At 71.4% G+C, this 23786-nt stretch carries 26 protein-coding genes; 14 read left to right on the top strand and 12 right to left on the bottom strand.

Going from position 1 to position 23786, the window contains the following annotated elements; translation table 11 throughout:
- Positions 1–106: 106 nt before the first annotated feature.
- On the bottom strand, positions 107–1384 hold the full coding sequence (gene hisS, locus ABD126_RS32905) for a histidine--tRNA ligase (protein ID WP_343938404.1): 1278 nt from the start codon (positions 1382–1384) through the stop codon (positions 107–109).
- A 425-nt stretch (positions 1385–1809) separates the two neighbouring features.
- Between hisS and ABD126_RS32900 the strand changes: the two genes are divergently transcribed.
- Positions 1810–2589, top strand: a complete 780-nt coding sequence (locus ABD126_RS32900) for a hypothetical protein (protein WP_343938402.1) — start codon at positions 1810–1812, stop codon at positions 2587–2589.
- Positions 2590–2802 carry a hypothetical protein gene (locus tag ABD126_RS32895; protein ID WP_343938400.1) on the top strand — a complete coding sequence of 71 codons (213 nt, stop codon included), beginning with the start codon at positions 2590–2592 and terminating at the stop codon, positions 2800–2802.
- A 55-nt stretch (positions 2803–2857) separates the two neighbouring features.
- On the opposite strand, the gene ABD126_RS32890 is transcribed toward ABD126_RS32895, so the two are convergent.
- The 3 genes from ABD126_RS32890 to ABD126_RS38875 all read right to left on the bottom strand — a co-directional run bounded on the left by ABD126_RS32890 (position 2858) and on the right by ABD126_RS38875 (position 5415).
- Complete coding sequence (locus ABD126_RS32890; RefSeq protein WP_343938398.1) at positions 2858–3907, bottom strand: NAD-dependent epimerase/dehydratase family protein; 1050 nt, start codon at positions 3905–3907, stop codon at positions 2858–2860.
- A 67-nt stretch (positions 3908–3974) separates the two neighbouring features.
- Complete coding sequence (locus tag ABD126_RS32885; RefSeq protein WP_343938396.1) at positions 3975–4643, bottom strand: DUF1990 family protein; 669 nt, start codon at positions 4641–4643, stop codon at positions 3975–3977.
- Between the two features lie 64 nt (positions 4644–4707).
- The gene (locus ABD126_RS38875; RefSeq protein ID WP_425542918.1) at positions 4708–5415 is read right to left on the bottom strand and encodes a GbsR/MarR family transcriptional regulator; all 708 of its coding nucleotides are present in this window, start codon (positions 5413–5415) and stop codon (positions 4708–4710) included.
- 173 nt (positions 5416–5588) lie between these two features.
- On the opposite strand from ABD126_RS38875, the gene ABD126_RS32865 reads away from it, so the two are divergent.
- Complete coding sequence (locus tag ABD126_RS32865; RefSeq protein ID WP_343938394.1) at positions 5589–5999, top strand: hypothetical protein; 411 nt, start codon at positions 5589–5591, stop codon at positions 5997–5999.
- 61 nt (positions 6000–6060) lie between these two features.
- Here ABD126_RS32865 and ABD126_RS32860 read toward each other — a convergent pair whose 3' ends face one another.
- Positions 6061–6687: a class I SAM-dependent methyltransferase gene (locus tag ABD126_RS32860; protein WP_343938392.1), complete on the bottom strand. Its 627-nt coding sequence runs from the start codon at positions 6685–6687 to the stop codon at positions 6061–6063.
- A gap of 135 nt (positions 6688–6822) precedes the next feature.
- Between ABD126_RS32860 and ABD126_RS32855 the strand changes: the two genes are divergently transcribed.
- Positions 6823–8709 (top strand): PA domain-containing protein, encoded by a 1887-nt coding sequence (locus ABD126_RS32855; RefSeq protein ID WP_343938390.1) that lies wholly within the window; start codon positions 6823–6825, stop codon positions 8707–8709.
- An 80-nt stretch (positions 8710–8789) separates the two neighbouring features.
- On the opposite strand, the gene ABD126_RS32850 is transcribed toward ABD126_RS32855, so the two are convergent.
- The 3 genes from ABD126_RS32850 to ABD126_RS32840 form a co-directional block, all read right to left on the bottom strand.
- Positions 8790–9791: a C40 family peptidase gene (locus ABD126_RS32850; protein ID WP_343938388.1), complete on the bottom strand. Its 1002-nt coding sequence runs from the start codon at positions 9789–9791 to the stop codon at positions 8790–8792.
- A gap of 345 nt (positions 9792–10136) precedes the next feature.
- A complete protein-coding gene (locus ABD126_RS32845; protein WP_343938386.1) occupies positions 10137–11606 on the bottom strand; it encodes an MFS transporter in 1470 nt (489 codons plus the stop codon).
- 120 nt (positions 11607–11726) lie between these two features.
- Entirely contained in the window at positions 11727–12665 is a 939-nt protein-coding gene (locus ABD126_RS32840; RefSeq protein WP_343938384.1) for a M56 family metallopeptidase, read from the bottom strand.
- A gap of 423 nt (positions 12666–13088) precedes the next feature.
- Between ABD126_RS32840 and ABD126_RS32835 the strand changes: the two genes are divergently transcribed.
- The 3 genes from ABD126_RS32835 to ABD126_RS32825 all read left to right on the top strand — a co-directional run bounded on the left by ABD126_RS32835 (position 13089) and on the right by ABD126_RS32825 (position 15231).
- Complete coding sequence (locus tag ABD126_RS32835; protein ID WP_425542916.1) at positions 13089–14447, top strand: MFS transporter; 1359 nt, start codon at positions 13089–13091, stop codon at positions 14445–14447.
- 75 nt (positions 14448–14522) lie between these two features.
- Positions 14523–14738: a heavy-metal-associated domain-containing protein gene (locus ABD126_RS32830; RefSeq protein WP_343938380.1), complete on the top strand. Its 216-nt coding sequence runs from the start codon at positions 14523–14525 to the stop codon at positions 14736–14738.
- 76 nt (positions 14739–14814) lie between these two features.
- On the top strand, positions 14815–15231 hold the full coding sequence (locus tag ABD126_RS32825; RefSeq protein WP_343938378.1) for a hypothetical protein: 417 nt from the start codon (positions 14815–14817) through the stop codon (positions 15229–15231).
- Positions 15232–15270: 39 nt separating this feature from the next.
- Here ABD126_RS32825 and ABD126_RS32820 read toward each other — a convergent pair whose 3' ends face one another.
- Positions 15271–15870 (bottom strand): DUF305 domain-containing protein, encoded by a 600-nt coding sequence (locus ABD126_RS32820; RefSeq protein ID WP_343938376.1) that lies wholly within the window; start codon positions 15868–15870, stop codon positions 15271–15273.
- 53 nt (positions 15871–15923) lie between these two features.
- Positions 15924–16271 carry a hypothetical protein gene (locus ABD126_RS32815; protein WP_343938374.1) on the bottom strand — a complete coding sequence of 116 codons (348 nt, stop codon included), beginning with the start codon at positions 16269–16271 and terminating at the stop codon, positions 15924–15926.
- Between the two features lie 122 nt (positions 16272–16393).
- Here ABD126_RS32815 and ABD126_RS32810 point away from each other — a divergent pair, with 122 nt between their 5' ends.
- Positions 16394–16558: a hypothetical protein gene (locus tag ABD126_RS32810; protein WP_343938372.1), complete on the top strand. Its 165-nt coding sequence runs from the start codon at positions 16394–16396 to the stop codon at positions 16556–16558.
- 8 nt (positions 16559–16566) lie between these two features.
- A complete protein-coding gene (locus ABD126_RS32805; RefSeq protein WP_343938511.1) occupies positions 16567–16989 on the top strand; it encodes a DUF4396 domain-containing protein in 423 nt (140 codons plus the stop codon).
- A gap of 44 nt (positions 16990–17033) precedes the next feature.
- Here ABD126_RS32805 and ABD126_RS32800 read toward each other — a convergent pair whose 3' ends face one another.
- Positions 17034–18944, bottom strand: coding sequence for an LVIVD repeat-containing protein (locus ABD126_RS32800; RefSeq protein ID WP_343938370.1), 1911 nt, complete (start codon positions 18942–18944; stop codon positions 17034–17036).
- 124 nt (positions 18945–19068) lie between these two features.
- Between ABD126_RS32800 and ABD126_RS32795 the strand changes: the two genes are divergently transcribed.
- Complete coding sequence (locus ABD126_RS32795) at positions 19069–19575, top strand: DUF1360 domain-containing protein (protein WP_343938368.1); 507 nt, start codon at positions 19069–19071, stop codon at positions 19573–19575.
- A gap of 155 nt (positions 19576–19730) precedes the next feature.
- On the opposite strand, the gene ABD126_RS32790 is transcribed toward ABD126_RS32795, so the two are convergent.
- Entirely contained in the window at positions 19731–20057 is a 327-nt protein-coding gene (locus tag ABD126_RS32790; RefSeq protein WP_343938366.1) for a DUF8129 domain-containing protein, read from the bottom strand.
- 78 nt (positions 20058–20135) lie between these two features.
- On the opposite strand from ABD126_RS32790, the gene ABD126_RS32785 reads away from it, so the two are divergent.
- The 4 genes from ABD126_RS32785 to ABD126_RS32770 all read left to right on the top strand — a co-directional run bounded on the left by ABD126_RS32785 (position 20136) and on the right by ABD126_RS32770 (position 23248).
- Positions 20136–20336, top strand: a complete 201-nt coding sequence (locus ABD126_RS32785) for a hypothetical protein (RefSeq protein ID WP_343938364.1) — start codon at positions 20136–20138, stop codon at positions 20334–20336.
- 119 nt (positions 20337–20455) lie between these two features.
- The gene (locus tag ABD126_RS32780; protein ID WP_343938362.1) at positions 20456–21649 is read left to right on the top strand and encodes a S8 family peptidase; all 1194 of its coding nucleotides are present in this window, start codon (positions 20456–20458) and stop codon (positions 21647–21649) included.
- Positions 21650–21800: 151 nt separating this feature from the next.
- Entirely contained in the window at positions 21801–22022 is a 222-nt protein-coding gene (locus ABD126_RS32775; RefSeq protein WP_343938360.1) for a hypothetical protein, read from the top strand.
- Positions 22019–23248, top strand: coding sequence for an RNA polymerase sigma factor (locus ABD126_RS32770; RefSeq protein ID WP_343938358.1), 1230 nt, complete (start codon positions 22019–22021; stop codon positions 23246–23248). The genes ABD126_RS32775 and ABD126_RS32770 overlap by 4 nt, the downstream gene beginning before the upstream one ends.
- Positions 23249–23786 lie beyond the last annotated feature (538 nt).

The following is a 23786-nucleotide window of genomic DNA, read 5'->3' as shown; positions in this document are numbered from 1 at the left end:
CGCGCAGGAGGACGAGAGTCGGCTCATCCGGCTCCGGGCCCGCCTCTGCGGCCGTCGCTTGTGTCCACTGTGGACCGTGCCGCGCTCCGGCGGTCGAGTTCCCGGATTACCCGGCGGAACCCAGTGGCCGTTCCGGTTCGGCGGTGCCGTCCGCCGAGCGGAGGTGGACGAAGCCGGTGAAGCCCTGCGCTTCCAGCCGGCCCAGCTGGGCCGGGAGCTTCCCGCTGCGCCGGACCACGGTCACCTCGCGGCCCTCGGCGCGGGCTTCGCGGGCGTGGCGCATCGCGTGGTGGACCGGGACGTCCTGCTCGACCAGCACGGCGAGCGCGGCGCGGGCGGGGGTGGTGGGGATGAGGTCGATGATGCGTTCGAAACCCAGCGAGAAACCGCAGGCCGGAACGTCGCGGCCCAGCGAACGGCCCACGAGCGAGTCGAAGCGTCCGCCGCCGGCGACCGACGAGGACGACGCCGGGTGCGAAACCTCGAAGATCTGCGCGGTGTAGTAGCCCATGCCGCGCACGAGCGTGGGGTCGAACTCCCACCGGACGGGCCTGGTCGCTCCGAGGGCGGTGAGGCCCGCGACGGTGGTGGCCATGTCGGCCACCACGTCGTCGGGCACCGCGGGCACGGCGTCGGAGATCCGGTCGGCGACCTTGCTCGGGTCCAGGCCGACCAGGCCCTCGATGATCGAGCGGGTCTGGTCCACGGCTGTCGCCGGCAGGTCGCGCTTCTCGACCAGTTCGGTGCGCACGCCGTCCCAGCCGATCTTGTCGAGCTTGTCGAGGCTGATGAAGAAGCCCGGCCACTGGGACTGGTCGAGGCCTACGTGGTGGGCGAGCGCGGAGAGGAACCGCCGGTCCGACAGCCGGACGGTGGTGTCGGTGAGGCCGACGGCGTCGAGTGCCTCGGTGGTCGCCTCGATGAGTTCGATCTCGGCCAGCACCGAAGCTTCACCGATCAGGTCGATGTCGCACTGGTAGAACTGCCGGTAGCGACCCTTCTGCGGGCGTTCGGCGCGCCAGACGGGTGCGAACTGGAAGGCCCGGAACGGCGAGGGCAGCGTGGCGTGGTTGTTGGCGTAGAACCGCACCAGCGGGACGGTCAGGTCGAAGCGGAGCCCCAGGTCCACCAGGTCGGGCAGGCGCGTGCCGCCCTCGACCACCTCGTCCAGGCCGCGCTTGAGGACCTGGAAGATCAGCTTCTCGTTCTCGCCGCCCTCGCCGCCCTTGAGCCGCCGGATGTCCTCCAGGGCCGGAGTCTCGATCCGGTGGTAGCCGTAGCGCCGGTAGACCTCGGTGATCTTGGCCAGGGCGTGGTCACGGGCGGCCACACCGTCGGGGAGCAGGTCACGGGTGCCACGCGGTGGACTGTTGTCGATTTTCACTGTCGGCCCTCTACGGCTGCGGTTTGCGAGGTACGCCCGAGTGGTGCGTCGCCGCTACCCGGACCGAAGCACGGTACCGCTCCCGGTCGGGGCGGGGGCGGGGCCGGTGGAAGCGGGGTCCACTGGAACGTTCGGGCTGATCGATGGTCGGCCCCCGCGTACTTCGTAGGGCGGCGTGCGGGTGGACCGAAGCGTCTCCGTCGACCGGTTCCGCCCTCCTACGAAAAGCCCGACTGCCGTGAAGGGGTGCTGTGCTTGGGGTGTGGGTGGTGCGCTAGGGTCTCGGCGTCGGCACGGGGTTCGGGATTGGGCCTGAGCTTCCGCCGGCTTTTCGGGCATGGAGCGCGGGTTCGGGTCTGCGCCACCGCTTCCCACTTGGAACCACGGACGGGTGCTGTGCGCCCTGTTCGGGTGAAGGAAGCATCATGACCATTTACTCGCAGCATCCCCATCGCGGCAAAGTGCAGGTTCTGGCCACCTATCGCGGGCCGGTGGGGGTGGTGTCGACGACTGTGACCAGTGTGGACAGTCCTGCCCTCGCTTCCCCGATCGTCGATGCGCTCAACAGGATCTCGGCGTGTGCCACGGTGCCGGTGAGCGTGCACGACCTGCGCGGCGGCAGGTTCCGGTACTACCCGGCTGAGCATCTGGGGGCGCTTACCGACCGGAATGCCCGGTCCGGGCTGCTCGTCGGCGCGCACAGCCTTTGGTACGAGTACGTCAAGGCCCTGTTGCACGACGGGCTGATCAGGTTGGACCGGGCGGTGGAGTCGGTGCCGGCACCGGTGCGCAAGGCGATCGAAGCGGAGCTCCTGGTGGAGGAGCGGGACCTTCGTGCGGCCTTGGCCGGGTACAACGGCGACGTGAAGGGTGGTGGGGGCGACTGTCGCGAGTGGAGGTTCGAGAGTCCCTTCGTCAGTTCCGGGGACATCGCCGAACTCGCGGACGAGGGGCGTGCCGACCTGGACCGGGTGGAGCGGGGCGTCACCCACGAGCGGGTGGGGGACGGGGTTGTCGACCTGCGGCTGCTGCTGGAGGCCTGTCGGCTGAGCGCGAACCCGGGCGCCAAGCTCGACGCGGGGTACTTCGCGATCACGGACGACCCGGGTGGGGCGACACCGGATGGGTTCTACCTGAGCGTTGAAGCGCCCATGCCCAACGGTGACTTCGACCGGAACTGCTGGCGGGTCGAGGTCTGCCGGTGAGTGCCGGAGGAACTGGACGACGACGAGGGCGGTGCGGCGGGTGAGCCGGTGCTCCAGTGCGCCCTCTTCGCGCGGCCCAGGGTGGGCGAGATCGTGGAGTTGTTGAACGCCAGTGCGCACAGTGCGGAGCTGTTGGCGGTCTGGGCGAAGACGCCTGTCGGTGAGTCGCTGGCGGACACGGTGTTCGTCGTGACCGCGAGGTACGAGTACTGACGCCGGTCGCCCGGCGCCAGACCCGACGCCTTCCAGGTGCGCCCCGGTGGGACGGTCAGGTCAGGGCGTCGGCGCGGTTGTCGTCGTGGAGGCGGTCGCGGTGCAGGGCCGGGGTGGGGCCGGGGGTGGCTTCGGCCAGGCCCGCGAGTTGCTCCTCGGCGCACGTGGCGCTGGGCGTGCGCGGGGTCCAGCCCAGTTCGGTCCGGGCGCGTGTGGTGTCCACCAGGGGCGAGCGGGTGCCTACGTCGAACCAGCCCGGGGACATGCGGATCGCACGCGAGCGCCAGAGCAGGGCCACGGCTGCCCGCATCACCTGTCCGGGGATCGGCACGGCTCGTGCGCCCACCACCCGGGCGAGGTCGTCGGCGGTGAGGGTGTCCGCGGCCAGGTTGAAAGCGCCGGTCGCGCGGCGGTGGAGGATTCGGACGACGGCGTCGCCCACGTCGTCGGCGTGCACCAACTGCACGCGCAGCGCGGCCGGCAGCGGCAGGAGAGGGACTTTGCCGGCGCGCAGGAGCTTGATCAGCCACTGCGGCACCAGAGGGTCGAAGAACAGGGCCAGGAAGCTCGCCGACGCGGATTTCTGCGCCACCAGCGTCGGGCGCACCACGGTGACGGCGGTGTCCGGGTTCTCCCGGGCGAACCGGTCCACGGCGGCTTCCACCTCCGCCTTCCCCATCCCGTAGACCGAGCCGGGAATCCCGGTCGTCGGCCACGTCTCGGGCACCGGCTGGTCGTCGGCGGGCTGGTAGGCGGCGATGGACGACGTGTGCACGACGTGCGGCACGCCCGCGCGCCGTGCCGCCTCCAGCACCGCCGCGGTGCCCTTGTGGTTGGTGCGGTGCAGGCGGTCACCCTGTCGGGTGGGTTGGAACATCCACGCCAGGTGCACCACGGCGTCCGCGCCGGCCACGGCCCGGTCGAGCACCTCGTGCGCGCCCTCGTCGGCCAGGTCGCATGCCTGCCACACCACCCCGTCGAACGCCCCGTCGCGCGGCGGGCGGCGGCACAGGGCCACGACCCGGTGGTCCGGGCTGTCGGCGGCCAGGGCACGCAGCACGCCCGTGCCCACGTTGCCCGACGCCCCCGTGATCACGACTTTCACGACACGCTCCCCATCCGCTCGGCCGGGTCCGGTCGGCATGGGCTACCCGAGGCGCACCACCGCAACCTCAGCTCAGCGGATCGGGCACGCTGACCCCCCAACCGGTGGGTCGCTCCAGCACCGTCGGCACCGCCACGACCGGGTCGGCGGCCAGCCGCCGCAGCCGCTGCCCCGCCCGCCGGTAGAACCGCAGCTGCACGCGCCGCCCGAACAGCCGCCAGCCCCACCGCATCCACCACGGCGCACGCGGGTGCAACTGCGAGTAGCTGCGCGCGATGAACTCCACCTCACCGGTGGCGTGGTGCTTGACCAGCTCGTAGTCCACCCGCCCCCGCTCCAGGTGGCCCTCCAGCGTCTCGTACCCCCACCCCCACGCGGTCCGCTCGGCGGACGCCTCGTCCCGCACGTCGGTCACCCGCACCCCCATGAGGAACCGCAACCCGGGCAGCCGCGCCTGCAACAGCATGTCCCGGCCCAGCAGGTCCGTGCCGGGCTCGTGGAACGCGCGGACGATCTCCGGCGGGCTGAACTCGTACTCGGCCACCAGGTCCTTCGCGCGCGACCACAGCCCGCCCTCGACCGGCGGTCCGACGGCCTCCCGCCCCAGCCCGTGCCGGTGCACGTCGAACGTCCACGCGGGCCGCCGCACCTCCGCCGGGTCGTAGTTCAGCCCCCGCCCGCGCAACGCGCGCACCAGCGCCCCGACGTCCACCCGTCCCGACCAGACCACTCGCACGACGACTCCTCCCGGTGACCCCCGTCGAGTACCCGGGCGGACACCGGTCAGTCGACCGCGGGTGTCACCGGCCGGGGAAGTAGACCTGGCGCCAGTGCTCGGCGGAGCGGACCAGGTCGCGGCTGACGTGGTCCAGGAAGTGGCCGAGGGTCTCCAGGCGGGCGCCGGCCGGGGTGGTCGGGTCGAGGGCCCGTGCGCTGTCGCGGGACACCGCGGCGATCTCGGCGTCGATGCGGGCACTGGCCATGACGGCCTGGAACCACGCGTCGTCCTCCACGACGTAGCGCTCCGCGCGGCGGTGCGGGTCGCGGTCGCGTTTGACGATCTTCAGCGCTTCCAGGTAGCCGACGGCCTTGGAGACCGAGGCCGGGCTGACGTCGAGGCGGCGCACCAGTTCGGCCGAGGTGAGGCTGCCGCTGTCGGTGGTGAGCAACGCCGCGAGGACCCTGGCCATCATCTGCGGCAGCCCGGTCCGCATGAAAAGGTCCGCGGTGCGGGCGGCCACCGCCTCGACGGTGCGTGGGTCGCGTCCGCCGTGGTCGGCGCCGGAGCGGACCGCCGGCCTGGTCGGGTGGCGGCGCGTCTTGCGCCGGCCCGCCCAGTGGGCCTGGTCGGCGCGGTAGTCGGCGGGGCCGCCGTTGCGCATGACCTCGCGGGTGATGGTCGAGGTCGGGCGGCCGAGGTGGCGGGCGATGGCGGCGTAGGTCAGCCCGTCGCGCAGGCCCGCGGCGATCTGCCGCCGCTCCTGTTGGGTGAGTCGTTCGCCGGGCACGGTTTCAGCTTAATGCAACACGGCCATTGCATTAGCGGTCAAGCGGGTTGCAACGATATTCGCTTGTTGAGCTGGGGTTATGTTTCGGAGTTCGCAGAACTGTGATTGTCGGTTTGGTGGGTGCAACGTAACTTTCGCGGTGTCGTGAAGGTCGGAAGGAGGGTGCTGGGGGCATGGGTCATGAGAAGACGCAGGACGTGCTGGACCGGGCGGTGGCGGAGTCGGGTGTGCCCGGCATCGTCGCCGAGGTCCACGACCTGGTCCGGTTCCTGCGGGCGATGGCGACCGGCGACCTGCTGCCGCCGGCCCAGCACCGCGCGATGTGGACCACCGTACCGACCGAGGGCAGCGGCTGGATCCCGCACACCCACTACGGGCTGGGCGTGTTCGAGCTGGACCGGGCGGTGACGGGTGGTCGCGTCCTGCGCGGCATGGCGGGTGCGTTCTGGGGGACCGGCACCATCGCGGTGGGCACGCCTGATGGCGAGCGCACCCTGGTCCTGCACACCAACACCGACTGGCGCGACTTCAACCTCGCGTTCGAAGTCGTCGACGCGGCGTTCGGACTGCCTGGGCTGAGGTGACCACCGGCCGGGGTGCTCGGCGGCTCGGTGCTCGGCGGCCGGGTGCGGGGCGGCTGGGTGATCACCGGCTGGGCGCCTCGGCGTGGACGAGGAACGCGACCCGGGTGCGGTCGGTGACGATGCGGACCTCGGTCGCCGACACCCGCACGAAGCCCGCGGCCTCGGCCAGGCGGGTGGCACCGGCGACGTCGGTCGGCAGCGCGATGTCGTCGGCGACCAGCTCGGCGAACGCGGGCGAAGGTGAGAAGACCTCGGCGGAGGGGACGCTGAACGCCACGACCCCGCCGGGCCGCAGGATGCGCAACCAGTCCGTGAACGCCGCCGCACCGAGGAAGTGCAGGGACGACGCGCACAGCACGACGTCCGCCGTCCCGTCGGCCACGGGCGCCGGCACGGCGTTGCCCACCGACCACTCCACGACCCCGGCGGGGTCCAGCGAGGCGGCCTTGGCCACCGCGGACGCCACCATCGCCGACGACAGGTCCACCGCCACCACGCGGCGCGGGCGGAGGTGTTCGAGGGCGGCGAAGGCGGCGCTGCCGGTGCCCGTGGCGACGTCCACGACGAGGTCGGCGCGCGGTGCCGGGATGCCGGTGACCAGGCGTTCGGCGACGACCCGGTGGAAGTCGTCCTCGTCGTAGGCGGCGGCGATGGCGTCGAACGGGGTGGCGGTCGCGTCGGCGGTCATCGGCGCATGTTAACGCCGCAATCCGTTGCGTCGCCCCGGTTTCGAATCCCCCGCTCAACCCCTACCGCGCATAGTAGTCGGGACGTAGAGTCCGCGAGCTACCGGGAACACTCGGAACGGTTAGGGGTGTGCGACGTGCGTAGACGACGGTTGATCGCGTTGGGCGCGGTGGCGGCGGTGATGAGCGGGGTGGTGACCGGGCTGGCCGGGGCGCACCCGGACCACGGTGGTGGTGGGCGGGAGGACTTCCCCGGCGAAGGCGTCGCCGACGGCATGTACAAGCAGCACGACGGTGACGAAGGGCACCTGCCCGCGGTGTCGCGCAACGTGTCGCTGGTGGGCAAGGGGAAGGTGAGCAACCCGGCCGGCACGGCCGGGCGGGTGGCGGACGTGACCGCGTTCGGCGACTACGCCTACCTGACCGCGTTCCGCGAGCCGACCTGTGAGCGGACCGGTGTGCATGTCATGGACATCTCGGACCCGACCAAGCCCGTCGAGGTGACCGGCGCGTTCATCCCGACAAGCGCCGGCTCGTACGCGGGTGAGGGCATCCAGGTCGAGCACGTGGAGACGCCGTTCTTCCACGGCGACCTGTTGATCCACCAGAACGAGACCTGTCCCGGCGCGACGCCGGGCGCGGACTCCGGTGGCATCTCGCTGTGGGACGTGACCGACCCGCGCGGCCCGAAGCCGGTCAAGCTGCACACGGGTGACTTCACCAACGCGTCCGGTGGTCTGGACCCCGCGCCGAACCAGACGCACAGCATGCGGATGTGGACCGACGTCTTCGCCAGGAAGGTCTACGTGGCGCTGGTCGACGACGAGGAGGGCGCGGACGTCGACATCCTCGACATCACCGACCCGTACCACCCGGTGCTGGTCAACGACGAGCTGGACCTGGGTGCGGTGTTCGGCGTGGACCAGCCCACCCCGGCCACGCTGACCTCGGTGTTCAGCCACGACATGATGATCACCAAGGTCGGTCGTCGGTACGTGATGAACGTGAACTACTGGGACGGCGGGTACGTGCTGCTCGATGTCACCGACCCGCGGCCGGGCAAGGTGACCCTGATCGCCGAGTCCGACTTCGCCGCGCTGGACGAGGAGCGGCTGGCCCGCGGCCACGAGATCGCGCCGGAGGGCAACGCGCACCAGTCCGAGTTGTCGCCGAACCGGAAGTTCATGATCGGCACGGATGAGGACTTCAGTCCGTACCGGGTGACCGCGCGGATCGACTCGGGCCCGTACGCCGGGTCGGAGTACACCGCGACCTCCGCCGGTGGTGCCAAGCCTGTGGACGAGAACACCACGATCAGCGGCCCGACCACGTTCGTCGGCCTGGCGTGCGACGCCGCGGCGATTCCGGCGGGCACCGGCACGGCGCTGGTCGAGCGCGGTGTCTGCCCGTTCCAGGCCAAGCTGGACAACATCGTGGCCAAGGGCTACACGGCCGGCATCGTGTTCCAGAACGTCCGCTCGGACTGCCTGGGCGGTGTCTCGATGGCGGCGGCCGGGCCGATCCCGTACGTGTTCGCCAACCGGTACGCGGGCCTGCGGCTGCTGGGCGTGCCGGGTGTGACCGAGGCGAACGCGTGCACCACGCCGACCCCGGCGAGTGGTGGCGAGGCGACGACGATCAAGGCCACCTTCGACGGGTGGGGGTACGTGCGGCTGTTCGCCACCGACGTCCCGAAGTCGGGTGCCGGCTCGATCCAGCAGATCGACACCTACGCGGTGCCGGAGTCGCAGGACCCGGCGTACGCGCGCGGGTTCGGTGACCTGTCGGTGCACGAGGTCGCGATGGACCCGGACAACGACAACCTCGCGTACCTGTCCTACTACGCGGCCGGGTTCCGGGTCGTGGAGTACGGCGCGGACGGCATCCGGGAGGTCGGCGCCTTCATCGACGAGGGCGGCAACGACTTCTGGGGCGTCGAGGTGTGGAAGGACGAGACCGGCGAGCAGTACGTGCTGGCCAGCGACCGCGACTTCGGGCTCTACGTGTTCCACTACGACGGCTGACGCGGGCGCGGTTCTTGGTGTGACGCTGACGCGGGGTGCCGGTGTGGTCCGGGAGGCTCGTTCCCGGACCACACCGGTTCTCAGCCCTCGATGCGGCGGATCGTGTTGATCGGGCCGATCGAGTCGATGTCGGCGATGCGCACGGGGACGCCTTCGGTGGAGGCGTGGACGGCGCGCACGTTGTCCACGGCCATGGCCACGTGGTGCTGGTCGGCGTAGTAGACGATGATGTCGCCGGCCTTGACCTCGCCCCGCGAGACCGCGCGGCCGACGCCCGCCTGGCCGTAGCTGGTGCGCGGGATGGACACGCCTGCCGCGCGGTAGGACTGCTGCATCAGGCTGGAGCAGTCCCAGGCGTCCGGGCCGTTGGCGCCGTAGACGTAAGGGTCGCCGCGTTGGGCCAGTGCGTACTCCAGCGCCTTGCCCGCGGTGCCTGCCGGTACGGAGATGCGGGACGTGTCGCCGGGGTCGGCCAGCGTCCGGCGGTCGGCCGCGCTGAGCTGGTCGTACTGGGCACGCGCCTCCTGGACCTGGTTGTCCAGTTCGGACTTGCGGCGGGCGATGTCGTCGGCGATCTTGGCGGCGGCGTTGGTGGCTTCGGTGGCGCGGCGTTGCGCGTCGTCGGCCTTGGTGACGGCGTCGGTCAGCGCGCCCAGCGCCTCGGCGTTCTCGGTGGCGAGGACGTCCAGCGCGGCCATGCGGTTGAGGTAGTCCTGTTGCGAGTCGCTGACCAGCAACGCGGACAGGTGGGAGAACCGCGCGCCCTCGAAGGTCGCCTCGGTGAGCAGGTCCACCTGGCCGCGCAGGTGTTCCTGGGCCTGGCGGGCGGTGGTGAGGTCGGTGTTGGCGCGGTCGAGTTCGGCTTGCTTGGCTTTCAGGTCGTCCTGGGCGCGCAGGTGCTCTTCGTTGAGCTTCTCCGCTTCGCCCGACAGTTCGGTGTACTTCTTCAACGCCTCGGAGGCGTTGGGCGGGACGACCGGGTCGGCCGCCGCGTGGGGGAGCGCGAAACCGGCAGCCAGTGCTGCTGCTGTGGTGGCCGCTAGTGCGGCCCGGACGGTGCGCCGTGCGGGTGGTGACGCCACGGTGGCGTGAGCCTCCTTGACTGCTTCCGTCGTGGATAGTCCGATCGGGTTACCCCGGTAGGTCTCGGACAGGTTACGGAACGCGGTGGCTTTCGTCCACTACCGGGGTTAGTAGGTGGGGGTCGCTGGTGGAATCGCGGGACGGGACGGGACGGGACGGGGCGGGGTGGGTCGGGTTGGGTCGGGTTGGGTCGGGATGAGTTGGGGCGGGGCGGGATGCGGCGGGGCGGGGCGGGATGCGGCGGGGCGGGGCGGTGACCGGTTGCCTGCGCGGGGTGACGGCGGCTGGTGGGCTGCCGTCACCTGCGGCGGTTGGCGGGGCTTGCTCGGCGGCTTGTCGCTTGGTCAGTGCGCGAAGACCGGTCCGTCCGAGCTGGGTTTCCCGGCGGGGAGCAGCACGGGGGACGCCACGGCCGCGATGAGGGAGACGATGGCGCAGGCAAGGAAGGCGTTCTCGTAGCCGCTGATCGCCACGGCGCCGGTCTCCACGCTCCCGCCCGCGACGGCGGCGACGAACGCGATGCCCAGGGACGCGCCCAGCTCGTGGTTGGTGTTGACCAGGCCCGACAACAGCCCGGCCTCGCGGTGGTCCACGTCGTGCATCGCGCTGGTGGTGGCCACGACGAACATGCACGCCAGGCCGGCCGCCGCGACGACGAACCCGATCAGGACGTCGCCCCCGCCGGAGAGCCGGGACAGCCAGAAGAAGCCGCCCGCCGCCACGACCATGCCCGCTGTCGCGATCGGTCGCCAGCCCAGCTTGGGCAGGAGGTGCGAGCACAGGTGGACCGCGACGATCATGCCGAGCGCGACCGGGAGGAAGGTCAGGCCGGTCTTCATGGCGGAGTAGTGGGCCACGGCCTGGAGGTACAGCGAGGCCAGGAAGAAGGCGGCGATGAGCAGGCCCGCGCCGGTCAGCATCGCCAGGTTGCCGGCCACGACGTTGCGCCTGGTCAGGACGGGGATCGGGACCAGTGGGTCGCGGGCTCGGCGCTCTACCGCGATGAACGCCGCGACCAGGGTTGCGCCCAGGGCCAGGGGGACCAGTGTGGTGGGTGCGCCCCAGCCGGCGCTGCCCGCGTTGACCAGGCCGAAGATGAGGGACGCGGTCATGGCGGTCATGAGGATCGCGCCCGGCCAGTCGGGGCGCGGGGTGTTGTGTCGTTCGGTGTGCGGGTCGGTGCCTGGGTGGGTGCCTGGGTTGGTGTGGTTCGGGCCTGGGTTGACGAGTGCGAACGTGGCTGCGAGGACGGCGGCCCCGATGGGCACGTTGATGAGGAACGCCCACTCCCAGCCGGGGCCGCTGGTCAGCGCCCCGCCGAGCAGCACGCCGACCGCCGAGCCGGTGCCGCCGATCGCCGCCCACACGCCCAGCGCCCTGTTGCGCTCCGCGCCGTGGAAGGTGGTGGTGATGATGGACAGCGCGGCGGGGGACAGCAGCGCCGCGCCGGCACCCTGCGCGAGGCGGGCGGCCAGGAGCGTGGTGCCGTTCGTCGCCAGGCCGCACGCGAGTGAGGCGGCGGTGAACAGGGTCAGGCCCCACGCGAACGTCGTGCGCCTGCCGATGAGGTCGGCGAGTCGGCCGCCCAGGAGGAGGAAACCGCCGAACACCAGCGTGTAGGCGGAGATCACCCAGGGCAGGGTCGCGCGGCTGAGTGCCAGGTCCTCGCCGATGCTCGGCAGTGCGACGTTCGCGATCGTCACGTCGAGGATGACCATGAACTGCGCCAGGCACAACAGGACCAGGACGCGCCATCGTCCCGGGGTGGGTGCGGCGTGGCCGTGTCCGTGGTGCGTTGCGGGGGAGTGGCTCACCGGGAGCTCCATAAGTCGAACGGGCGTGTAAAGGGAAGCTAGCCCCGGTGGGCATCTAAGTCAAACAGGGCTGTAAAGGTTGCACAGTGGGGAGTGAGGGGGAGGGAGTGAAGGCGGGGGTTACAGGCAGTCGAGGGAGACGAGGGCCAGCAGGCCGGCGAACGCTCCGACGACCGGGAGGGTGACGGCTGCGGCGCAGGTGGCGGCGCAGGTCAGGCGGTTGAGCGCGCGGCTGCGGTCGCGGCTGGGGAGGGTCAGGCGGTGCAGGCGCACCTCGACCGCGTCGCGGCCCATCGCCAGCGCCGAGCCCGGCGAGCCGTGCTGGGACACCCGCACGAGCGCGGCCCGGACCACGTCCACGCCGCACGTCCGTGCGGCGACCGCGTCGGCGGCCAGTTCGACCAGGGCGCGGACGGCGGTCGGGACCTGCCGGAACAGGGGGAGGAACGGCAGCATCGTGGCGATGGCCTCGCTCACCGCGATGAGCAGGTGGTGCCGGCCGCGGAGGTGGGCGCGCTCGTGCGCGAGGACGGCGGTGACCTGGTCGTCCGTGAGATGGCGGTGCAGGCCCTCGGTGGCGACCACCACGCCGGGCGTCCCGGCGAAGCTGAACGCCAGCGGCACGTCGTGGTCCAGCCACAGGGTCGAGGGTGACCCGGGTTCCCGACGTGCGGCGACGTGCAACGCGGCCAGGTGCTCCCGGCGGGTGCGAGCCCTGCGTCGGGCGGCACGCACGCTCGTGATGGCGAGCCGGGTCAGCAGCGCGGCGAGGAGGGCTAGTCCGAGCAGGCCGCCCGTCTCCTCGTGGTCCGGGGTCATGCCGTGGTCGAGGGTTGACCAGCAGTCGTGCAGGAGGCGCAGGGTGTGCGTGCCGTGGTCGGGGATGAGGAGCAGCGCCACGGCGAGCGTTGCCGTGACGACCACGCCGACGGCCGAGGCCAGCCAGGCGGCGATCGAGACGACTGGGTCGATGTCCCGTGCGGCCAGCTTGCGGAGGAGTCGGGGTGCCAGCAGCCCGATGAGGGCCGCTGTCAGCAGCAGGGCCGCCGCGACCGTCACTTCTGGTGCGGCTTTCGTAGTTGGGGTGTGGGTGGGAGTCCTCGCGTGCTCCGCATGGGCTCATTCTAGCTTCGGGAGGTTGGGGTGACGCTCCGCTCTCGGGGAGTTACGCGCTGACGTGCTGGCGCGCTGGCGCGCTGGCGTGCTGGCGTGCTCTCAAGATGAAGATCAAGAGCGAAGAGCCAAAAACTGAAAAGCGGCGCTCGCCGCGCGGCAGGCCCCCGGGGGTGGAAGGGCGTCGGTTCGTTCCCGTGGCTTGGCAGCCCGTTGGAAGCGGATCGCCGGGGGGTTGTATACCCCTAGGGGGTATGTTACGGTCCTGCGCCGTAGGTACCCCCTGGGGGTATGTGAGAGACTGGAGGAGAGATGACTCCCGATCCGCGTCGGTGGTGGGCGCTCGGTGTGCTTGCCACCGCTCAGTTCATGGTCATCATGGACACTTCGATCATCGCCGTGGCGTTGCCGGACATGCAGGATCAGCTCGGCTTCACGCCCAGTGGTTTGCAGTGGGTGTTCAACGCCTACGCCGTCGCGTTGGGAGGACTTCTCCTGCTCGGCGGTCGGTTGTCGGATCTTTGGGGCGCTCGCAAGGTGTTCGCGGCGGGCTGGGGCGTCCTCACGGTCGGGTCCGTTGTGGCCGCTGCCGCGGGTGACGCCGGGACCGAGGTTGTCGGGCGTGCCGTGCAGGGTGTGGGTGCGGCCTTGCTCGCGCCTGCCGCGATGACGTTGTTGATGGTGTTGTTCGCCGGGCAGCCCAAGGAGTTGCCGAAGGCGTTGGCGTTCTACGGCGCTGCGGCACCCGCTGGTGGCACGGCGGGTGTGTTCCTCGGTGGTGTGATCACCGAGTGGCTGACTTGGCCGTGGGTGTTCATCATCTACGTCCCGATCGGTCTGCTCACCCTGGCGTTGACGCCCCGGCTGCTGCCCGCCGTGCCCGGACGGCCCGGTGGGTTGGACGTCGGGGGCGCGATCGCGGTGACCGGTGGGCTCGCGTTGGCCGTCTACGCGATCGTCCAGGCCCCCGAACGCGGTTGGACCTCGACCGCCACGCTGCTCTCGCTGGCCGGCGCGGCCGTGCTGCTCCTCGCGTTCACCCTGATTCAGCGCGGCGTCCGCAACCCGTTGATGCCGCTCGGGGTCTGGCGCACGCCCGATCTGGCCGCCGCCAACCTGGCGATGCTGCTGCTGGGCGCGGCGTGGATCCCGATGTGGTACTTCCTCAACCTGTACGTCCAGCAGGTGCTCGGGTTCGGGGCGTTCGCCAGCGGCGCGGCGCTGTTGCCGATGACGGCTCTCATGATGGTCCTCATGACGACCACCAGTGGTCGACTCATCGGGCGGTTCGGCACGAAGCCGCTGGTCGTCGTCGGGTTGGGCGTGCTCGCCCTGGGCCTGGGGGTGCTGGCCACGGCGGACCCGGGTGGCAGCTTCGTCGCCGACGTCCTGCCCGGTTCGCTGATCTCGGCGGTGGGCATGGCGCTGGTGTTCATCCCGGCCACCATGGCCGCCATCGGCGGCGTCGCGCCCGAGCGGGGCGGCCTGGCGTCGGGCATCGTCAACACCACCTACCAGGTCGGATCGGCGCTCGGCCTGGCCGCGATGACCGCCGTGGCGAACTCGCGGGGCGGCGACCGGCTCGGTGACGTCGTCGCCCTGACCGACGGCTACTCGGCCGCGTTCGTCGCGGCGGGCGTGGTCGCGCTCGGCGGGGCGGTGCTGGCCGCGGTCACGCTGGGTCGCAGGAAGGCCGCCGACCGGGCCGACGTGGCGCTGGTCGACTGATCCCCACCCCGGCGCGGGTGTGTTAGTGTCGCTGTTAGATACCCCCTGAGGGTATGAGACGGAGGATGTGTCGAGATGAGCAACGAGAACCCGGGCGTCGACTTCGTGGTTCAGGGCATGACCTGCGGCGGCTGCGCGGCCAGGGTCACCGGTGTGGTCCAGGGCGTGGCCGGCGTGACCGACGTCAAGGTCGATCTCAACGGCGGCAGGCTCTCCGTCGCCGGCTCGGCCGACGAAGCCGCCATCACCGCCGCGGTCGAAGGCGCCGGTTACGCGGTCTCGCGGGCCTGAAGCGCACGTGGTCGCCCCGGTTCCCCCGCGCGGGAGCCGGGGCGACGTCTTGTCCGGCACCAGCACGGGAGTGGGCATGAGGGGTCTGCGGGGCGGCGCGCTGGTCGTCCGGTACGAGAGCAGTCAGCGGGTCGCCCCGGTCGAGGAGCCCGCCTGCCCGCGGCAGTGGTTCGTGAGCGTGGACCACGTGGACGAGCACGGCGACACCGTCGAGACGGTCGGTTACGTGGTCCTGCGGGCGTCGGCGGAAGGGCTGGTCGTGGACGCCCTGCGGTTCAAGGCGCAGTGGCGGGAGCGCGGGCTCGAACCGCTTGTCGTGGGGATGGCGATCGACCACCTGGGCGCGGGACGGCCCGTGGTGTGGCGAGCGGGGGAACCCGGACCGGTCGAGCGGCTCGGGTTCGAGCCGGTCGGGGACGGCCGGTGGCGGCTGGACCCGGCGTCGGTGCGGCTCGCCGACGTGCTGGAGGACCTGCGGGCGGACCTCGCCTGAACCCCGCACCACGCCGTGGGCGTGGTGCGGGGGCGGGGATCAGCCCCTCAGGAGGGCGTTCATCTCGTCGATCTCCTTCTGCTGGGCCTCGATGATCTGCTGGGCCAGCTTCTTGGCCTCGGCGTTGACGCCCTGCTGGAGCTCGGTGTTGGACATGTCGATCGCGCCCTGGTGGTGCTTGACCATGCCTTCGAGGAAGAGCTTGTCGAAGTCGGCGTCCTTGGCCTGCTCCAGCTTCTCCATCTCCTCGTGGCTCATCATGCCCGGCATGGACGTGCCGTGACCGTCGTGCCCGCCGGTCGGGGCCGCGCCCCAGGCGGTCAGCCACGCGGTCATGGTCTTGATCTCCGGGTCCTGGGCCTGCTCGATGCGGGCGGCCAGGTCGAGCACCTTCGGGTTGGTCGTCCGGCCCTGGGCGAGCTTGGACATCTCGATCGCGCCCTCGTGGTGCGGGATCATCCCCTGGGCGAACGCGATGTCGGCGTCGTTGCGCTCGGTGGACGCGCTCGCCGTGGCGGCGGCGGTGGTGGTCGTGGTGTGCGTCGAGCCGTGGCTGCCGGAGTCGGAGCCGCCGCAGCCGGCGAGCACGACGGCGGTCAGGGCGGCCAGCGCCGTCCCGACCAGGTTCTTGCTGGTCATGGTGTCCTCTGTGAGTGGTCGTGTGTCATTCCTGTCCTGTGTGGACGGATTGCTCACAGTCGGAGGACGCAGAGGGTCGCCAGTAGTGCCGGTGTGCCGCGTGGTCCGGGTGGGCGGTGGACGGCGCGGGTGAGGGGTGTGCCGGGGCGTTCGGCGGTCTTCCGGAACGCGGCCAGGGCCAGTGCGGCCAGGGCCAGCGCGGCCCCGAGGACCGCTAGGCACAGGTGCAGGGTGTCGTGCTCGTGTTCTTGCGGCGCGTCGTGCGCACAGCAGGCGACAGCGGTCGTCGTGGTGTGTGCGGGTGGCTGTTGCGCGCTGAGGTGGTGCATGCCCACGACCGCGAACACGACCGTCCACACCAGGACCCAGTGCGGGACCCGGCTGCGGACGAGAGCGGACACGCGACCCAAGATACACAATCTACGATGACCCATAGTGGTGACCGGCCAACAGGCTGTGGTTGATCACACAGACGTGTTCGCGGGGCGGCGGGGAATGTTAGCCTTCCTCGCATATTACCCCCGTGGGGTATGGAAGCAGGGGAGAACCATGCAGGACGACCACGCAGCGCACCACGGCCACCAAGGGCATGAAGGGCACCACGGCCACCACGGCGGTCATGAGGGTCATGGGGCTCATGGTGACCACGGTGGACATGAGGGTCATGGTGCGCACGCTGGGCCGGTGAGCTGGGGGATGGCCGCGTCGGCGACCCTGCACTGCCTGACCGGCTGCGCGATCGGCGAGGTGCTCGGCATGGTGATCGGCACGGCCCTCGGCTGGGGCAACCTGCCCACCATCGCCCTCGCGGTGGCCCTCGCGTTCGTCTTCGGCTACGCCCTGACCATGCGTGGCGTGCTCAAGGCCGGTGTCGGCTTCCGCCAGGCGCTCAAGGTCGCGCTCGCCGCCGACACCGTGTCGATCATCGTCATGGAGGTCGTGGACAACGGCGTGATGCTGGTCGTGCCGGGCGCGATGGACGCCGGTCTGGGCAGCCTGCTGTTCTGGGGCGCGCTGGCCTTCGCGTTCGCGGTGGCCTTCGTGGTGACCGTGCCGGTGAACAAGTGGCTCATCGCCCGGGGCAGCGGCCACGCCGTCGTGCACGCCTACCACCACTGAGCGACGGGACCGGCCCGGGGACGGACCCCGGGCCGGTCCGACGCCTACCGCGTCGTCGAGAACAGGTACAGGCCGTCGTCGCGGTCGCTGCCGGCCACGTACGTCGTCCCGTCCCGGGTGAACGCCTCGACGCCCCAGAAGTCGTTGCCGGTCGGCGACAGGTAGCCGCCGGTCTCGACCAGTTCGCAGCTGTCCGGGCCGGTGCACATGATCTCCAGCGCGCGCATCCCGCCCGAGTAGTACGACAGGTACGCCCGCCGCGCGTGGTTCGGGTCGGTCGCCACCTCGTGCACGGTCAGGTCGCCGAACCCGACGGCCCGCGCCTCCCCCATGCCCTCCTCGATGGCGTAGGTGTCCAGCTCGGGGAACTTGCCGCCGGCGTCGAGCCGGTTGGCGAACAGGTGCACGTAACCCCAGCCGTCGAAGGCCGCGGTCGCGCGGACCCGTTCACCGACGGTGCCGATCGCCGGGCCGTCGGGGTAGGTGGTGCTCACCGGGGTGCCGAACATCCGGTGGTAGGCCTCGTGGCTGGTGCACACGGCGACCACCAGGTCGTCGAACCCGCCTGAGCCGCAGTACGGCGGGTTCTCCGGACCGCCGTGCCGCTGGACGACCACGACCGCGTCCCACCCGGCGGTCACGGCCTGGTGCGCCTTCTGGCCGGGGAAGCACGCCGGTTCGGGCGCGCTCGGGTCGCCGGCCGGCCCGCGTTGCAGGACGACGATCCTCTCCTCGCCGGGCTGCAACGACGCCTCGTAACCGGGGATCGAGCCCGGCGTCGGCACCGCGGCGGAGTCCGGGCAGCCGTAGCCGCCGTACACCACGGGCCCGTTGAGCACCTCGTCGGACAGCACCACGATCGGCGCGGAGCCGGGCACCGGGACCGACGGGTACGGTCCGGCGGAGGCGCCGGTCGAGATCGCGAAGTCCGTCGCGCCGTACGGGGTGAAGTCCTCGTCGGTGCCGAGGAAGTACTCGTCGTCGGAGGTGAACTCGGCCTGGTGGCCGTTGCCCTCGGGGGTGCGGGCCTGGCCGGTCGACTCCAGCAGCTGCGGGTCGGGGTGGCTGAAGTCGGTGTCGCCGATCAGCGTCGGCTGCGTCGGGTTGTCCACGTTGAACTGGATGTAGCCGCCGTCCCAGTAGGACAGCAGCAGCACCCAGTGCCCGTTGATCCGCTTGACGGTCATGTCGTGCAGGAACACCTGGGTCAGGCCCAGTTGCGGCTGGGTGAGCTGCGGGTACGCGGCGTTGATGTCGATCTCGTGGATCAGCCGCGGGCGGCGCGGGTTGGTGATGTCGAGGATGTCCACGTCCGGGCCGCCGGACTCGAAGTTGTCGGTCACCACGACGTAGGCGTTCGCGCCGGCGTCCCAGGCGAACGCGCTGTGGATGTCGTTGCTGTCGCCGAGCGAGAGGTTGGCGCGGTCGCCGAAGTGCTCGGAGAGCTTGACGGGCTTGGCCGGGTTGCTCACGTCGTACAGCGAGACACCGCCCTTGCCGTTCTTGCCGCAGTGCTCGTTGTTCATCACGAGCATCGTGCCGTTGTAGAACCTGGTGCCGATGGGGACCGCCTGCATGCCCTCGCCGGGCCGGCTGTCCTGGGAGTGGGGGATGAACCCGATCCGGCGCGGGTTGGCCAGGTCGGTGATGTCGACGACGTACGCGCCGGCGTCCGGGTCGCCGTCCTCGCGGTTGGCGTCGCAGGTCGGCTTGCCCCAGTTCGCCAGGTAGGCGTGGGTGGAGCGGGGGTCGATCGCCACGTCGGCGATCAGGTCGTCGGTGTCGGTCAGGTCCGCCTTGCCCAGCAGTTGCAGGTCGCCCCACGCGCCCGGTCCGAGCAGGTGGCCGTCGAGTGGACCGTGCTGTCCGGGATGGGCCGCGGTGACGGCGGGTGTCGCCATCGCGGCGGTGAGGGCGGCGGCGGTGAGTGCGGTGAGAAAGCGTTTGGTGCGCATGGTTCGTCTCCTCGGGAAGAGACCCCTGATGGAGTATCGCTCACCCGGGGACGCGGGTTAGCCGGGTCTTGACCGGTTCGGGCGGAACGGGTTTCGCCGCACCGGGCCCGGCAACTCTGCGTGCATGGCTCTCACCGCACCGTTCCGCCGGATCCGCGCCGCCCACGCCGCCGGGGAGGGACGTCCGCTCGGCGGGTACCTCGTCTCGCTGGCCTCCTACGCCGCGCTGGCCGGTGGCGCGGTGCTGGTGGGACGGCGGCGCGGGGTCCGGCCGCCCGAGCGGGTCCGGGTCGCCGACGTGGTGCTGTTGTCGGTGGCGACGCACAAGGCGAGCCGGTTGCTGACCAAGGCGTCGGTGACCGCCGTGCTGCGCGCGCCGTTCACGCGCTACGAGGAGCCGGCGGGGTTGGGCGAGGTCAACGAGTCGGTGCGCGGGGACGGGGTCCGGCACGCCGTGGGCGAGCTGGTGACGTGCCCGTTCTGCGCGGGGGTGTGGGTGGCGGGGGTGCTGACGGCCGGTCTCGTCCTCGCGCCGCGCGCCACGGGTGTCGTGGTGACGGTGCTGGGCGCCGTCGCGGGCTCCGACTGGCTGAACCTCGGGTACGCCCGCGTCAGGAAGGCGCTGGAGTGATCCGCCCCGGAGTGATCCACAGTGGACTCACCCGCCCGGCGCGAGGGGTGTCCTCGCGCCGGGCGGGTGGCTGTGGGTTCAGCGCCGAAGGGTTCAGCGCCGAACGCGGCCCGCGCGGGTGGCGGTTTCTCGGCAGCCCGCGCGGCCCGCGGAGGTCAGCGTCCGCGGGCGGGGGTCTGGCCGGCGACCCCGTGCCGCAGGGGCGTGTTCGGGTCGGGCGAGTGGGCCGGCGAGACTTCCGGTGTGCGGCGTGCGCTGTCGGCGGGCGGGGTGGCGCGTTGGTCGCCGCCGGCGGGTTCCGCGCCGCCCTCCACCTCGGACAGGCGGGCCGTCAGGGCTTCGACGACCGCCGTGCGGTGGGCGTGGGCGCGTTCGTGCTCCAGCACGACCCGGAGGTCTTCGGCCGTCAGCGACCGGATGCGGTGGCGCAGGTCGCCGAGCGCGAGGTGGTCGTAGTCCCGGATGGGGAAGGCGTCGTCCATTGCGGTCGGCTACCCGGGCCCGGGGTGCGAAAACCTCCCGACCGGGTAACCCGGGCGCACCGAGGAGGGAGTCCCACCATGACCGCACCGCAGGACGACCGCGAGCGCGAGTACGACGCCGCGAGCCGCGCGTCCCTGGACGAGCAGGCCGACGGGCCGCTGGACCAGGACAACCCGCCGGGCCGCTCCGACACCGGCTCCGCCCACCCCGAGGCCAACCCGACCGGCAGCATCGGCGTCGCCGACCACGCGGTGGGCGAGGACCCCGACCGCGGGTGACCGCGTGTTCACGCATTTCGCCGCCCTCGTCAACGGTTACACCCGACCGGACGAACGTCTCCTCGCCTGATCGGGTGCGACCATCGTGGCTCCCTGCACGCCGCCGCTTGAGGAGAGCCATGCGAAAGCTCCCGGGCACAACCCTGTTCGCGGCCCTGCTGGCCGCCGCGGTCCTTCCCGCACCCGCCTCCGCCGCCGGGGCCGAGTCCTACGTCGTCCTGCTCCAGGACGGCGCGGCCCTGTCCGCGTTCACCGCCGACCCCGCCGTCGCGGTCACCCACCGCTACGAGTCGGCGGTCCGCGGCTACGCCGCGCGCATGACCCCGGCCACCGCCGCCCGCCTCGCCCGTGACCCGCGGGTCGCGCTCGTGCAGCGCGACGGCGTGGCCACGATCGCCGCCCAGTCCGTGCCCACCGGCGTCGACCGCGTGGACGCCGAGGTCAGCCCGACCGCGCGCATCGACGGCGTGGACGAGCGGGTGGACGTGGACGTGGCCGTCATCGACACCGGCGTTGACCTCGACCACCCGGACCTCAACGTTCACACCGCCGGCGCGAAGAACTGCTCCAGCGGGCGTTCTGCGGACGACGGCAACGGCCACGGCACCCACGTCGCCGGCACCATCGGCGCGAAGGACGACGCCAACGGGGTCGTCGGCGTCGCGCCCGGCGCCCGCGTGTGGCCGGTCCGCGTGCTGAACAACAAGGGCAGCGGCTCGTTCTCCGACATCGTCTGCGGCATCGACTTCGTCACCGCGCACGCCGGCGAGATCGAGGTCGCCAACATGAGCCTGGGCGGCTCGGGCACCGACAGCGCCTGCGGCTCCAACCGCGACGCCATGCACGAGGCGATCTGCCGTTCCGTCGCCGCCGGCGTGACCTACGTCGTGGCCGCCGGCAACAGCGCCGCCGACTCGGCCACGTTCGTGCCCGCCGCGTACGACGAGGTCATCACCGTCTCGGCCCTGGCCGACTTCAACGGCAAGCCGGGCGGCGGCGCGGCGTCCACCTGCCGCGCCGACGTGGACGACACGTTCGCCGACTTCTCCAACTACGGCGCGGACGTCGACCTGATCGCGCCGGGCGTGTGCATCCTGTCCACCTGGAAGGGCGGCGGCTACAACACCATCTCGGGCACGTCGATGGCCAGCCCCCACGTCGCCGGCGCGGCGGCGCTCTACAAGGCGACCCACCCGACGGCCTCGCCCGCCGCGGTGAAGTCGGCCCTCCAGGCCGCCGGCACGTCGGACTGGACCACCTCCACCGACCCGGACGGCACGCACGAGGTGCTGCTGAACGTCGCGACCTCCTGACCCGATCAGTCCACTGTGGACCCCGGCTCGCCCGACGGGCCGGGGTCCACGCGCGTCCCGGGCACTCGTCACGGTGAACCTGGAAAAACGTGTCGTTCGGTCCGCGCCGCACCGGGTATCCCCCCACCAGAACGGAGGAGGTGGAGTGGTGATGGCTACCTGTGGCGATGCGGTGGCGATGACGGGGTTCTCCGGTGTTCGCGGCCGGGGTGCCAGGAGCCGCGGGCCCGCCCTCGCGTTCGCCGCCGCGGTGTTGGTGGCGGGGCTGGGGGCCCTGGTGGTGGACGGACCCGCGCACCCGGGCGACCTGCGGGCGCAGGTCAGCCTCGACGTGCCGGCTCCGGGCAACGGCTGGCAGATGGTCGCCGAGTGACGAACAGGGCGGCGGTCGCGGCCAGGAGGGTCGCGCTCGCGAAACCCGTCACGCCGCAGGTCCTCGACACGCTCGCCCGGCGGCACGGCCGTTTCGAGGGCTGCGAGGACGCCGTGCAGGAGGCCGTGCTGGCGGCGACCCTGCAATGGCCGGTGGAAGGGGTGCCGGACAACCCGCGCGGCTGGCTGGTGACCGTCGCGTCGAGGCGCTTGGTCGACCAGGTCCGCAGCGACCACGCCCGACGGGAACGCGAGTCGACCACAGCGGCCGAGGTGCCGCCCGGGGACGTCCCGGACACCGACGACACCCTCCTGCTGCTGTTCCTGTGCTGCCACCCCTCCCTGACGGCGGCCTCCCAGGTGGCCCTGACGCTGCGCGCGGTAGGCGGCCTGACCACCGCCGAGATCGCCCGAGCCTTCCTGGTCCCGGAACCGACGATGGCCGCCCGCATCAGCCGGGCGAAGCAACGCATCAGGGCGGCCGGCAGCGGGTTCCGCCTACCGGAGGCACAGCCGGAACGAGAGGAGCGCCTACGGGTGGTCCTGCACGTCCTGTACCTGATCTTCAACGAGGGCTACACGGCGACGTCCGGCAACGGCCTGCACCGAGCCGACCTGGCCACCGAGGCGATCCGCCTGGCAAGACTCGTCCACACCCAACTCCCGGACGACCCGGAGGTGACCGGCCTGCTGGCCCTGATGCTCCTGACCCACGCACGCCGAGACGCCCGAACAACGGAAACCGGCGACTTGGTGCCCTTGGCCGACCAGGACCGAACCAAGTGGGACCGGAGGCTGATCGAGGAGGGAACGACCCTGGCCAAGACTTCCCTGGCCGGCCCCGCGCTGGGCCCGTACCAGCTGCAAGCCGCCATAGCCGCCACCCACGCCGACGCCACCACTGCCGACGAGACCAACTGGGCCCAGGTGCACGCGCTCTACCTGATCCTGGAACGGATAGCGCCCAACCCGATGGTCACCCTGAACCGAGCGATCGCACTGGCGGAGAAGTCCGGACCAGAGGCCGGCCTGGCTCTCCTGTCCACTCTGGACGATGACACCCGAATGGCCGGCCACCACCGACTCCTCTCCGCACGGGCACACCTGCTGGAGAAAACGGGAGACTCGACGGCCGCATACGAGCACTACCGCTTGGCGGCGAAGGCCACGGCGAGCATCGCCGAACAGCGCCACCTGGAAGCCCGAGCAGCCAAGCTGAAACGCTGACCACCAGCGCGCAGCTTCCGCTCTTCAGGGCGCGCAGCGCCCTCGCTTTTGGGCTTTTCCGTCCTCCCCGTATGGCCTGCCCGAAGGGCTACCACACTTTCCCGGGGTTGGGCCAAAAAGTTTTGTGAGGAACGAGCAAAAGTTTTTCGACCAACCCCGGGAAAGTGTGGTCGGCTCCGCCAGGCCATACGGGGAGGACGGAAAAGCCCCCTCTTTTTCTTTTCCTCCCCCGGCGGCCTGCCCGCCGGCGAGGCTCTTTTACGCTTTGAACTGAACGCTGACGCTCTCAAGCCCACGCTTCGCGGGTCCTCACGCAACGCGCTCCGCTGTCTTGACCTCGAACGCGCTTCGCGCTTGGGAGCGCTTCGCGCTTGGGAGCGCTTCGCGCTTGGGAGCGCTTCGCGCGTTGAAGGACGCGCTGGCGCGCTCTAAAGCTTAAAAGCGGCCGGGAGGCCTCCAGTGGGGGAAGGGCCTGCGTGTTCCCCACCGTATGACCTGGCGGAGCCGACCACAGATTTCCGGGGTCGGTCGAAAAACT

This window comes from Saccharothrix mutabilis subsp. mutabilis (genome assembly GCF_039521145.1).
In the GTDB taxonomy this organism is placed as follows: Bacteria; Actinomycetota; Actinomycetes; order Mycobacteriales; family Pseudonocardiaceae; genus Actinosynnema; species Actinosynnema mutabilis.
The sequence above is the reverse complement of the archived record's forward strand: the minus strand, read 5'-3'. Positions and strand labels throughout refer to the sequence as shown.

Coding starts and splice junctions, on each gene's coding strand:
- ABD126_RS32900 (WP_343938402.1), top strand. CDS start 1,810: ATGACCATTTACTCGCAGCATCCCCATCGCGGCAAAGTGCAGGTTCTG.
- ABD126_RS32865 (WP_343938394.1), top strand. CDS start 5,589: ATGGGTCATGAGAAGACGCAGGACGTGCTGGACCGGGCGGTGGCGGAG.
- ABD126_RS32860 (WP_343938392.1), bottom strand. CDS start 6,687: ATGACCGCCGACGCGACCGCCACCCCGTTCGACGCCATCGCCGCCGCC.
- ABD126_RS32835 (WP_425542916.1), top strand. CDS start 13,089: ATGGTCATCATGGACACTTCGATCATCGCCGTGGCGTTGCCGGACATG.
- ABD126_RS32830 (WP_343938380.1), top strand. CDS start 14,523: ATGAGCAACGAGAACCCGGGCGTCGACTTCGTGGTTCAGGGCATGACC.
- ABD126_RS32825 (WP_343938378.1), top strand. CDS start 14,815: ATGAGGGGTCTGCGGGGCGGCGCGCTGGTCGTCCGGTACGAGAGCAGT.
- ABD126_RS32820 (WP_343938376.1), bottom strand. CDS start 15,870: ATGACCAGCAAGAACCTGGTCGGGACGGCGCTGGCCGCCCTGACCGCC.
- ABD126_RS32805 (WP_343938511.1), top strand. CDS start 16,567: ATGGCCGCGTCGGCGACCCTGCACTGCCTGACCGGCTGCGCGATCGGC.
- ABD126_RS32800 (WP_343938370.1), bottom strand. CDS start 18,944: ATGCGCACCAAACGCTTTCTCACCGCACTCACCGCCGCCGCCCTCACC.
- ABD126_RS32795 (WP_343938368.1), top strand. CDS start 19,069: ATGGCTCTCACCGCACCGTTCCGCCGGATCCGCGCCGCCCACGCCGCC.
- ABD126_RS32790 (WP_343938366.1), bottom strand. CDS start 20,057: ATGGACGACGCCTTCCCCATCCGGGACTACGACCACCTCGCGCTCGGC.
- ABD126_RS32785 (WP_343938364.1), top strand. CDS start 20,136: ATGACCGCACCGCAGGACGACCGCGAGCGCGAGTACGACGCCGCGAGC.
- ABD126_RS32780 (WP_343938362.1), top strand. CDS start 20,456: ATGCGAAAGCTCCCGGGCACAACCCTGTTCGCGGCCCTGCTGGCCGCC.
- ABD126_RS32775 (WP_343938360.1), top strand. CDS start 21,801: ATGGCTACCTGTGGCGATGCGGTGGCGATGACGGGGTTCTCCGGTGTT.